The organism is Mycobacterium sp. E1214 (assembly GCF_001666755.1).
Classification (GTDB): domain Bacteria; phylum Actinomycetota; class Actinomycetes; order Mycobacteriales; family Mycobacteriaceae; genus Mycobacterium.
The window spans coordinates 1-11,042 of record NZ_LZJC01000040.1 but is presented as its reverse complement, the minus strand read 5'-3'; the positions used below and the strand labels follow the sequence as shown (position 1 = coordinate 11,042).

Annotated in this window: 10 protein-coding genes and 1 pseudogene; 8 read left to right on the top strand and 3 right to left on the bottom strand. The window is 69.3% G+C overall.

Annotated features, from left to right (window positions below; all coding sequences use genetic code 11):
- The 8 genes and pseudogenes from A5700_RS05115 to nuoN all read left to right on the top strand — a co-directional run.
- A partial coding sequence (locus A5700_RS05115) for a molybdopterin dinucleotide binding domain-containing protein (RefSeq protein WP_156671083.1) occupies positions 1 to 823 on the top strand: 823 nt, incomplete at its 5' end.
- A 5-nt stretch (positions 824 to 828) separates the two neighbouring features.
- The gene (gene nuoH, locus A5700_RS05110; protein ID WP_197502832.1) at positions 829 to 2,091 is read left to right on the top strand and encodes an NADH-quinone oxidoreductase subunit NuoH; all 1,263 of its coding nucleotides are present in this window, start codon (positions 829 to 831) and stop codon (positions 2,089 to 2,091) included.
- A pseudogene (gene nuoI / locus A5700_RS05105) lies at positions 2,075 to 2,629 on the top strand (NADH-quinone oxidoreductase subunit NuoI); the annotation flags it as partial. The gene nuoH and the pseudogene nuoI, both read left to right, overlap by 17 nt.
- Positions 2,626 to 3,435: an NADH-quinone oxidoreductase subunit J gene (locus A5700_RS05100; RefSeq protein WP_068070122.1), complete on the top strand. Its 810-nt coding sequence runs from the start codon at positions 2,626 to 2,628 to the stop codon at positions 3,433 to 3,435. The pseudogene nuoI and the gene A5700_RS05100, both read left to right, overlap by 4 nt.
- Entirely contained in the window at positions 3,432 to 3,731 is a 300-nt protein-coding gene (gene nuoK, locus A5700_RS05095; RefSeq protein WP_025735676.1) for an NADH-quinone oxidoreductase subunit NuoK, read from the top strand. The genes A5700_RS05100 and nuoK overlap by 4 nt, the downstream gene beginning before the upstream one ends.
- Before the next feature lie 12 nt (positions 3,732 to 3,743).
- Positions 3,744 to 5,630 (top strand): NADH-quinone oxidoreductase subunit L, encoded by a 1,887-nt coding sequence (gene nuoL, locus A5700_RS05090; protein WP_068070123.1) that lies wholly within the window; start codon positions 3,744 to 3,746, stop codon positions 5,628 to 5,630.
- A 48-nt stretch (positions 5,631 to 5,678) separates the two neighbouring features.
- Entirely contained in the window at positions 5,679 to 7,292 is a 1,614-nt protein-coding gene (locus tag A5700_RS05085; RefSeq protein ID WP_068070124.1) for an NADH-quinone oxidoreductase subunit M, read from the top strand.
- Complete coding sequence (gene nuoN, locus A5700_RS05080; RefSeq protein WP_068070125.1) at positions 7,289 to 8,878, top strand: NADH-quinone oxidoreductase subunit NuoN; 1,590 nt, start codon at positions 7,289 to 7,291, stop codon at positions 8,876 to 8,878. The genes A5700_RS05085 and nuoN overlap by 4 nt, the downstream gene beginning before the upstream one ends.
- Before the next feature lie 18 nt (positions 8,879 to 8,896).
- On the opposite strand, the gene A5700_RS05075 is transcribed toward nuoN, so the two are convergent.
- The 3 genes from A5700_RS05075 to A5700_RS05065 all read right to left on the bottom strand — a co-directional run.
- Positions 8,897 to 9,289 carry a hypothetical protein gene (locus A5700_RS05075; protein WP_197502833.1) on the bottom strand — a complete coding sequence of 131 codons (393 nt, stop codon included), beginning with the start codon at positions 9,287 to 9,289 and terminating at the stop codon, positions 8,897 to 8,899.
- Between the two features lie 58 nt (positions 9,290 to 9,347).
- Positions 9,348 to 10,616 carry a DUF58 domain-containing protein gene (locus tag A5700_RS05070; RefSeq protein WP_068070127.1) on the bottom strand — a complete coding sequence of 423 codons (1,269 nt, stop codon included), beginning with the start codon at positions 10,614 to 10,616 and terminating at the stop codon, positions 9,348 to 9,350.
- A gap of 7 nt (positions 10,617 to 10,623) precedes the next feature.
- Positions 10,624 to 11,042 (bottom strand): MoxR family ATPase (locus A5700_RS05065; RefSeq protein WP_197502831.1); only part of this gene is annotated, 419 nt, incomplete at its 5' end.

The following is an 11,042-nucleotide window of genomic DNA, read 5'->3' as shown; positions in this document are numbered from 1 at the left end:
CCGCGCGCAGGTGGCCGGCGCCTGGCACGTGTCCGAATTGCCCACGGCCGCAGGGCGTGACGCCTCGGCAATCCTGGCCGCCGCCACGGACGGCACGCTGGGCGCGCTGCTGGTCGGCGGCGTCGAGCCCGACGACTTCGCCGAGCCGGACGCGGTGCTGGCCGCGCTGGACGCCGCCGGGTTCGTCGTCAGCCTCGAGCTGCGCCACAGCGCCGTCACCGAGCGCGCCGACGTGGTGTTCCCGGTCGCGCCGACCACGCAGAAGGCCGGGGCGTTCGTCAACTGGGAGGGCCGTTTCCGGCCCTTCGAGCCGGCGCTGCGGGGCAGCACCCAGCAGGCCAGCCAGTCCGATCACCAGGTCCTCGACGCACTGGCCGACGAGATGGGCGTCTACCTCGGCGCCTCCGACGTGGCGAGCGCCCGCGAAGAGATCGCGGCCCTGGGCCTGTGGGACGGCGAGCGCGCCGCGACGCCCGACGTCGCCGCCGCGGCGCCGGCCCGGCCCGACGCCGGCGAGGCCGTGCTGACCGGTTGGCGGATGCTTCTGGACAACGGCCTGCTGCAGGACGGGGAACCGCACCTGGCGGGCACCGCTCGCAAGCCCGTGGCCCGGCTCTCGGCCGCCACGGCTGCCGAGCTCGGCGCCGCCGACGGTTACCCCATCACCGTCAGCACCCCCCACGGATCCATCCGGCTGCCGCTGGCGATCACCGACATGCCCGACCGGGTGGTCTGGCTGCCGGTGAACTCGCCCGGTTCGGCGGTGCACCGACAACTCGGCGTCGGCCTGGGCAGCACGGTGCGCATCGGAGCGGCATCATGACCGGCCTGATGGCCTTCGGGCACGACACCTGGTGGCTGGTGCTGGGCAAGGCGCTGGCGATCTTCGTCTTCCTCATGCTCAACGTGCTGCTCGCGATCCTCCTGGAACGCAAAATCCTCGGCTGGATGCAGCTGCGGCCCGGCCCCAACCGGGCCGGCCCCTGGGGCGCCCTGCAGAGCCTGGCCGACGGCATCAAACTGGCGCTCAAGGAGAGCATCACCCCCGGCGGCGTCGACAAGTTCGTTTACTTTGCCGCCCCGTGCTTTTCGGTGATCCCCGCGTTCACCGCGTTCGCGTTCATCCCGTTCGGCCCGGTGGTGTCGATATTCGGTCACCGCACCCCGCTGCAGCTGACCGACCTGCCGGTCGCGGTCCTGTTCATCCTCGGGCTGTCGGCGATCGGCGTGTACGGCATCGTGCTCGGCGGCTGGGCCTCCGGATCCACCTACCCGCTCTTGGGCGGTGTCCGCTCGACCGCGCAGGTGATCTCCTACGAGGTGGCGATGGGCCTGTCCTTCACGGCGGTGTTCCTCTACGCCGGCACCATGTCGACGTCACAGATCGTGGCCGCCCAGGACCGCGTCTGGTACGTGTTCCTTCTCGGGCCGTCGTTCCTGATCTACCTGATCTCGATGGTCGGTGAGACGAACCGGGCCCCGTTCGACCTGCCCGAAGCCGAAGGCGAACTGGTCGCGGGCTTCCACACCGAGTACTCGTCGCTGAAATTCGCGATGTTCATGCTCGCCGAATACGTGAACATGATGACGGTGTCGTCGCTGGCCACGGCGATGTTCTTCGGCGGCTGGCACGCGCCCTGGCCGCTGGACATGTGGGCGGGCGCCAACACCGGCTGGTGGCCGGTCCTGTGGTTCACCCTCAAGATGTGGACGTTCCTGTTCATCTACATGTGGCTGCGGGCGTCGCTGCCGAGGCTGCGGTACGACCAATTCATGGCGCTGGGCTGGAAGTTGCTGATCCCCGCGTCGCTGGTGTGGGTGTTGATCGCGGCGGTGATCCGCACCGCGGCCAACCAGGGGTACGCGCACTGGACCCCGATCCTGGTCGCCAGCAGCCTCGTCTTCACGGCGATCCTGATCCTGACGCTGCGAAAGCCGTTCAGCACTCCGGGCATTCGTGCGCTGGAGAAGCAGCTGAAGCGTCAATCCAAACAGCTGCCCGGCGCGCACACCACCGCACCGGTGTTCCCCACACCGCCGTTGCCCATGAAGTCGTTGGCGGCGGCGAGCAAGGAGAAAGCACATGGCTAAATTCCTCGACGCCGTGGCGGGCTTCGGCGTCACCTTCTCGGCGATGTTCAAGAAAAGGGTGACCGAGGGTTATCCGGAGAAACCGGGCCCGGTCAAGCCGCGCTACCACGGTCGTCATCAGCTCAACCGTTACGCCGACGGTCTGGAGAAATGCATCGGCTGCGAATTGTGCGCCTGGGCGTGCCCGGCCGACGCCATCTACGTCGAGGGCGCGGACAACACCGAGGAGCAACGGTTTTCGCCCGGTGAGCGCTACGGCCGCGTGTACCAGATCAACTACCTGCGCTGCATCGGCTGCGGCTTGTGCATCGAGGCCTGCCCCACCCGCGCGTTGACCATGACGAACGACTACGAAATGGCCGACGACAACCGGGCCGACCTGATCTACGAGAAGGACCGGCTGCTGGCGCCGCTGTTGCAGGACATGCTCGCGCCGCCGCATCCGCGCACCCCGGGCGCCACCGACAAGGACTACTACCAGGGCAACGTGACGGCGCACGGCCTGCGCGAGGTCGAAAAGGCCGGAGAATCCCGATGACTGGGCTGACCGGCCAGCTCCTGGCGGCCGACACCATCGTGCGCACCTCCACCGGCGAGGCGGTGACCTTCTGGGTGCTGGGCGCGGTGGCGCTGATCGGCGCGCTCGGCGTGGTCCTCGCCGTCAACGCGGTGTACTCGGCCATGTTCCTGGCGATGACGATGCTCAGCCTGGCGGTGTTCTACATGGTGCAGGACGCGCTGTTCTTAGGTGTCGTGCAAGTCGTGGTCTACACGGGCGCGGTGATGATGCTGTTCCTGTTCGTGCTGATGCTGATCGGGGTGGACTCCGCCGAATCGCTGAAAGAGACGCTGCACGGGCAGCGGGTCGCGGCGGTCGTCACCGGCGTCGCCTTCGGCGTCCTGCTGGTCGCCGCGATCGGCAACGTGGCCACCGGCGGCTTCGCCGGCCTGACCACCGCCAACGCGAACGGCAACGTGGAAGGGCTGGCGGCGCTGATCTTTTCGCGCTACCTCTGGGCGTTCGAGCTGACCAGCGCCCTGCTGATCACCGCGGCCGTCGGCGCGATGGTGCTGGCGCACCGCGAGCGCTTCGAGCGCCGCAAGACCCAGCGCGAGCTGTCCCAGGAGCGGTTCCTGCCCGGCGGGCATCCGACCCCGATGCCGGGGCCCGGCGTGTACGCGCGGCACAACGCCGTCGACGTCGCCGCGCTGCTTCCGGACGGGTCGTACTCGACGATGTCGGTGTCGCCGATCCTGCACCGCCGCGGCGCGGACGGGACGCAGATCTCCGACACCCGGCCCGCCGAAGCGGGCACGAGCCTGTCCCAAGGGGGTGCGTCGTGAATCCGGCCAACTACCTGTATCTTTCGGCGCTGCTGTTCACCATCGGCGCGTCCGGCGTGCTGTTGCGGCGCAACGCCATCGTGATGTTCATGTGCGTGGAGCTGATGCTCAACGCGGTCAACCTCGCGTTCGTCACGTTCGCGCGGATGCACGGCCACTTGGACGGGCAGATGATCGCGTTCTTCACGATGGTCGTGGCGGCCTGCGAGGTTGTCATCGGCCTGGCGATCATCATGACGATTTTCCGTGCCCGCAAATCGGCGTCGGTCGACGACGCCAACCTACTCAAAGGCTGAGAACACGCCGACATGACTCAATACACCTGGCTTCTGGTGGCACTGCCATTGGCGGGTGCCGCGATCCTGCTGTTCGGCGGCAGGCGCACCGACGCCTGGGGGCACTGGCTGGGCTGCGCCGCCGCCCTCGCGGCGTTCGGGGTGGGCGTGGGCCTGCTGAGCGAGCTGCTAGGCCGCGCCGCTGAGGACCGGCTCGTCCACCAGACGTTGTACACCTGGATCCCCGTCGGGCAACTGCGGGTCGATCTCGGGCTGCACATCGACCAGCTCTCCATCTGTTTCATCCTGCTGATCTCCGGCGTCGGGTCGCTCATCCACCTCTACTCGGTCGCCTACATGGCCGACGACGCCGACCGCCGACGGTTCTTCGGGTACCTCAACCTGTTCCTCGCGTCGATGCTCCTGTTGGTGGTGGCCGACAATTTCGTGGTGCTCTACGTCGGCTGGGAGGGCGTGGGCCTGGCGTCCTACCTGCTCATCGGGTTCTGGTACCACAAGCCGACCGCTGCGACGGCGGCGAAGAAGGCGTTCGTGATGAACCGCGTCGGGGACGCCGGCCTGGCGCTCGGAATGTTCTTGATGTTCCGCACTTTCGGCACGCTGTCCTACGCCGGCGTGTTCACCGGCGCTCCCGCCGCCAGCCGCGGCGCGCTCACCGCCATGGGCTTGCTGCTGCTGCTCGGCGCCTGCGCGAAGTCCGCCCAGGTGCCGCTGCAGGCGTGGCTGGGTGACGCGATGGAAGGCCCGACGCCGGTGTCGGCGCTGATCCACGCCGCCACCATGGTGACCGCGGGCGTGTATTTGATCGTGCGGTGCAACCCGCTGTACAACCTGTCCCCCGACGCGCAGCTGGCGGTGGTGATCGTCGGGGCGGTCACGCTGCTGCTCGGCGCGTTCATCGGCTGCGCCAAGGACGACATCAAGCGCGCGTTGGCCGCCTCGACGATGAGCCAAATCGGTTACATGGTGCTCGCCGCCGGATTGGGCCCGGCCGGTTACGCGTTCGCGATCATGCACCTGCTGACCCACGGCTTCTTCAAGGCGGGGCTCTTCCTGGGTTCCGGCTCGGTGATCCACGCGATGCACGAGGAACAGAACATGCGCCGCTACGGCGGCCTGCGGGCGGCGCTGCCCGTCACCTTCGTCACGTTCGGCCTCGGATACCTGGCCATCATCGGCGTGCCGCCGTTCGCCGGGTACTTCTCCAAGGACGCGATCATCGAGGCCGCGTTGAACTCCGGCGGCACCCGCGGCTACGTGCTCGGCGGCGCGGCCCTGCTGGGGGCCGGCGTCACGGCGTTCTACATGACGCGGGTGATGCTGATGACCTTCTTCGGCAAGAAGCGCTGGGCGCCGGGCACCCACCCGCACGAGGCGCCCGCCCTGATGGTCTGGCCCATGATCCTGCTCGCGTTCGGCTCGGTGTTCGCCGGTGGCCTGCTCGCGATCGGCGGCACGCTGCGGCGCTGGCTGGAGCCGATCGTCGGCGCCCACGAGGAATCCGCCCACGCGCTTCCGGCGTGGGCGAGCACCAGCCTGGCGCTCGGCGTCGTCGTCGTCGGCATCGCGGTGGCCTACCGCCTGTACGCCACCACCGACATCCCCCGCGTGGCGCCGCTGGCGGTGTCGCCGTTGACGACGGCGGCCCGTCGCGACTTCTACGGCGACGCCTTCAACGAAGAGGTGTTCATGCGGCCCGGCGCGGAACTGACCGAGGCGCTCGTCGAGGTCGACGACGCGGGCGTCGACGGCTCGGTCAACGCGCTGGCCGCGCTGGTGAGCGCGACCTCGAACCGGTTGCGGGGCCTGCAAACCGGCTTCGCCCGCAACTACGCGCTGTCGATGCTGACCGGGGCGGCGCTGGTGGTCGCCATGATTCTGGCGGTGCGGCTGTGGTGACCGACGCCCCGGCCGTGGGAGGCGACATGAGGACAAGGAGCGGCGCCCGTGACTAACGTCCCCTGGCTGAGCGTGCTGTGGCTGGTGCCGTTGGTCGGTTCCGTGCTGGTGATCCTGCTGCCGCCCGGCCTGCGACAGGTCGCCAAGTGGACCGGCCTGGTCTTCGGTCTCGCGACGCTGGCCGTCGCGATCGTCGTCACCACCGAGTTCAAGGCGGGCGGCGCGCCCTACCAATTCGTCGAAAGCCACCCGTGGATACCGGCCTTCGGCGCGGGCTACACGCTGGGTGTCGACGGCATCGCGGTGGTTCTCGTGCTGCTGACGGCCGTGCTGATCCCGGTGCTGCAGGTCGGCGGCTGGAACGACGGTGAGGGCACCACCATCAACGATGGTGAGGACCCGCTTCGCCCCGCTTCGTCGTCACGGAACGTGCACGCGTATGTCGCCCTGACCCTGGCCATCGAGTCGATGGTGCTGATCTCGGTCGTCGCGCTGGATGTGCTGCTGTTCTACGTGTTCTTCGAGGCCATGCTGATCCCGATGTACTTCCTGATCGGTGGCTTCGGCACCGGCTCGAACCGCTCCCGGGCCGCGGTGAAGTTCCTGCTATACAACCTGTTCGGCGGGTTGATCATGCTGGCGGCGGTGATCGGGCTGTACGTGGTGACCTCCCAGCACGGCTCGGGCACGTTCGACTTCCGCGAGATCGTCGCCGGCGTCGCCGCGGGCCGCTACGGCGCGAACACCGCCGTCTTCAAAGCGCTGTTCCTGGGGTTCATGTTCGCGTTCGCCATCAAAGCGCCGCTGTGGCCCTTGCACCGCTGGCTGCCCGACGCCGCGGTCGAGGCCACCCCGGCCACCGCGGTGCTGATCACGGCGGTCATGGACAAGGTCGGCACCTTCGGCATGCTGCGCTACTGCCTGCAGCTGTTCCCCGATGCCTCAACGTATTTCCGCCCGGCGGTCGTCACGCTCGCCATCATCGGGGTGATCTACGGTGCGGTCGTGGCGATCGGTCAGAAGGACATGATGCGCCTGATCGCTTACACCTCGATCTCGCACTTCGGGTTCATCATCGCCGGCATCTTCGTGATGACCAGTCAGGGCCAGAGCGGGTCGACGCTGTACATGCTCAACCACGGCATCTCCACGGCCGCGGTGTTCCTCATCGCCGGCTTCCTGGTGACGCGGCGCGGCAGCCGGATGATCGCCGACTACGGCGGCGTGCAGAAGGTCGCGCCGGTGCTGGCAGGCACCTTCCTGGTGGCGAGCATGGCCACCCTGTCGCTGCCGGGCCTGGCGCCGTTCGTCAGCGAATTTCTGGTGTTGCTGGGCACCTTCAACCGCTACTGGCTGGCGGCCGCCTTCGGGGTCACCGCCCTGGTGCTGGCCGCGGTCTACATGCTGTGGCTCTACCAACGCGTGATGACCGGGCCGGTGGCCACCGGCACCGAGAAGATCACCGATCTGCGGGCGCGCGAATTACTGGTCGTCGCACCGTTGGTCGCGTTGTTGCTGGTGCTCGGGGTGTACCCGAAGCCGGTGCTCGACATCATCAACCCCGCCGTCGAGAACACCATGACCACGACCGGTCAGCATGATCCCGCGCCGAGCGTGCCGGCGGTCGACCGCGCGCCCCGGACAGCCGAAGGACCGCGATGACACTCCCGACTCCCAGTATCGAGTACTTCCTGCTGTGCCCGACGCTCATCGTGTTCGGCGTCGCCATCGTCGGCGTCCTCGCGGAGGCGTTCCTACCCAGGCGAATTCGTTACCGCGCGCAGGTGCTGCTGGCGCTGGCCGGGTTGATCGCCGCGTTCGTCGCGGTCATCGCGGTGAGCCGGTCGGCGCCCAGCGCCGGCCGCGCTGTCGTGCTGGGCGCGATGGCCGTCGACCGGACGGCGTTGTACCTGCAGGGCACCGTGCTGCTGGTCGCGGTCCTCGCGGTCATCTTCATCGCCGAACGCACGCTCACCAAAGCGGGCAGCAAGGCGACGGTGGGCGCCGCGGCGGGGATCTCCGGGGGGTTGGACTCCTTCACCCCGCAAGCGTCCGCCGTGCCCGACAGCGACGCCGAGCGTGAGGCGGAGCGAGCCGGCGCCGCCCAGACCGAGCTGTTCCCGCTGGCGTTGCTGTCCGTCGGCGGCATGATGGTCTTCCCCGCGTCCAACGACCTGCTGACCATGTTCGTCGCGCTCGAGGTGCTGTCGCTGCCCCTGTACCTGATGTGCGGACTGGCCCGGCACCGGCGCCTGCTCTCGCAAGAGTCGGCGATGAAATACTTTCTGCTGGGCGCGTTTTCGTCGGCCTTCTTCCTCTACGGCGTGGCGCTGCTGTACGGCGCCACCGGCACCTTGCTGCTGACCGGCATCCGCGACTCTCTCGGGGCGCATGGCGACAGTTCGTTGGCGCTGGCCGGCGTCGCGCTGCTGTCGGTGGGATTGCTCTTCAAAGTCGGTGCCGTTCCGTTCCATTCGTGGATCCCCGACGTCTACCAGGGCGCGCCGACGCCGATCACCGGGTTCATGGCGGCGGCCACCAAGGTCGCGGCGTTCGGTGCGTTGGTGCGCGTGGTCTACGTCGCCCTGCCGCCGCTGCACGACCAGTGGCGTCCGGTGTTGTGGGCCATCGCGATCTTGACCATGGCGGTCGGTACCATCACCGCCGTCAACCAGACCGACGTCAAGCGCATGCTGGCCTACTCCTCAGTCGCCCACGTCGGCTTCATCCTCACCGGCGTCATCGCCGACAACCACGCGGGCCTGTCCGCGACGCTGTTCTACCTGCTCGCCTACAGCTTCAGCACCGTCGGCGCCTTCGCCATCGTGGGCCTGATCCGCAACGCCGACGGCGTCGAGGACGCCACCCTGGCGCACTGGGCGGGCCTCGGGCAGCGCTCCCCCATCGTCGGCGTGATGTTCTCGATGTTTTTGCTGGCCTTCGCAGGTATCCCCCTGACGAGCGGCTTCGTCAGCAAGCTCGCGGTGTTCAAGGCCGCCGCGCAGGGCGGCGCGGTGCCCCTGGTGATCGTCGGCGTGGTGGCCAGCGGTGTCGCCGCCTACTTCTACGTGCGGGTCATCGTGTCGATGTTCTTCACCGAGGCTACCGACGACACCCCGCAGGTCCTCGCTCCCGGGATCCTGAGCAAGGCGGCCATCGCGGTCTGCGCCGCGGTCACGGTCGTCTTGGGCGTCTTCCCTCAGCCGCTACTCAACCTGGCCGACCAGGCCGCGCAGCTCCTGCACTGAGACACCCTGCGGCGCGCCTTAGTTCAGGTACGGCCGCACGGCGAGCAGGTAGATCAGCAGAGCCCCCAGCGGCGCGGCCAACGGCAGCCATGGCAGCTGCAGCGGAAACCACGTCGCCGCCAACCCGGCGCCGGTGAAGCCGACGGCCGCGACGGCCGTCGGCCGGCTGCCCAGCACCGCCAGGGCCGCCGGCCCGACCGCGTGCCGGCACACCAGATACCCGGTGGCGCATAGCCCGCAGAGGGCGACGAACAGAATGGGCGGGTCGGACAGCGCGACGCTGAGCACCACGAGCAGCACCGCCAGCGTCGCGGCCGGGCGGTACGGGATTCCCGCCGCGACGGCAACCAGGGCGGCGGCCGCCCACACCGCGCGGGCACCGGGGGCGCCCGCCGCCGCGGACGCGACCATCAGCAGCCCAAAGCCCGCCGAGAACAGGCTCGGCGCAACGCGATTCAGCGCGGCGCCGTCAGCCACGCAGCCGCCCCCGCACTCGCCGGCGCCGACCGGGAAGCACCCCCATCGACTGTTCCAGCCCGCTGTCGTCGCGCCACGCCACGATGTCGACGCCCACCGTGGCCATGTCGCGGTACATGGCGGAGCGCTGTAGCGCCCACATGCGATGCACCAGCGGATCCTGTTGTCGTTCGAACGGTGAACTGTCGAGGACGTCGACCGCCAGCACGACGTGGCCGCGCCTGCGCAGATCGATCAGGGCCAGCGCGAATTCGGTGTCCAGCAGCGTGGAAAACGCGACGACGATGGCGCCGGCCGGAACCGCCGCGCGCGGCGCCAAGGTGCCGGTGGTCTCCTCGGAACGCTCACCGGCGCCCAGCACGGTGTCGAGCACCCGATAGAACTGGCGCTGGCCGATGTCGGCGCCGAGCCACCGCGGGCGGCGCCCACCCAAGGCGACGACACCGGCCCGGTCGCCGTGTCGCAGCGCGGACTGCACCACCTGTGCGGCGCCGCGGACGACGCGTTCGGTGGCCACCGTCGCCGGACCCGCCGGCTGCCGGTAATCGTCGATGAGGACGACGACGTCGGCGGCCCGGTCCGTCAGGCGTTCGGTCACGTGCAGTTGCCCGCGCCGCGCGCTCACCGGCCAATTCACCGCACGCAGTTGGTCACCCGGGACGTACGGCCGGATATCGGCGTACTCGACGCCGGGGCCGACGTGGCGGGTCAGGTGGGCGCCCAGCCGGTCGAGCAACTCGGTCTGCGGGATGGGTGTCGACTGCGGCGGGGTCAAGGGGAACACGATCACCTCGGCGGCGTCGACGAGGGCGGTGCCAGTGAGCAGGCCGCCCCGGGCGACGGCCTCCACCCTGGCGCGAATCGGATACCGGCCCCAACGGCGGGCCGTCGCCGTCACCGCCGTCGCGGTCGGACCCGGCCCGTCGCTCTCGACCTCCATGCCCTCGATCTGCGGCACCGAGACGGTCACCGACGAAAAACCGTGCTGCTCGGCGTCTTCGGATATCCATACCCGCACGCGCGACGGCTCGGTCTCGAAACAACGCTGGCGTTCGGGTTCGCCGTGCACGTACACGGTCGGCACCGGGCGCTGCCAGCTCAGGGAGCACAGCACACCCAGCAGCGGCGCCGCGAACGCGACGAGCTGCCAACGGCCCCCGATGACGGCCGCGGCCAGGGCAAAGCCGGCGCAGGTGGCGATCGCCCGCGTCAAGGGCGATGCGCGCCAACGGAAGACGATCTCCTCCCGGGTGGGGTGCACGCCGGGGTCACCCGGTCTCGCCGGTCCGTGGCACCGGCAGCCGGCGCAACAGCTCCCCGATGACGTCGGCGCCCTGGATCTTTCGGACCCACATCTCCGGGCGCAACGTGATCCGGTGCGCGACCGCCGTCACCGCGAGCGCCTTGACGTCCTCGGGGATGACGTAGTCGCGGCCCAGCAGCAACGCCCGGGCTCGGGCGAGTTGCACCAGGTCGAGTTCGGCGCGCGGACTGGCCCCCACCGCCACCTGCGGGTGGTGCCGGGTCGCGTTGGCCAGCGACACCACGTAGTGCAGCACGTCTTCGTGCACCGTCACGGTTTCGACGGATTCGCGCATGGCGATCAGGTCCCGCGCGTCGACGACCTGGTTCACGGTCGGCTCGGCGGAGCCGCGGTCGAGGCGGCGGCGCAACATCGCGGTCTCGT

Coding starts and splice junctions, on each gene's coding strand:
- nuoL (WP_068070123.1), top strand. CDS start 3,744: ATGACTCAATACACCTGGCTTCTGGTGGCACTGCCATTGGCGGGTGCC.
- A5700_RS05100 (WP_068070122.1), top strand. CDS start 2,626: ATGACTGGGCTGACCGGCCAGCTCCTGGCGGCCGACACCATCGTGCGC.
- nuoN (WP_068070125.1), top strand. CDS start 7,289: ATGACACTCCCGACTCCCAGTATCGAGTACTTCCTGCTGTGCCCGACG.
- A5700_RS05075 (WP_197502833.1), bottom strand. CDS start 9,289: ATGGTCGCGTCCGCGGCGGCGGGCGCCCCCGGTGCCCGCGCGGTGTGG.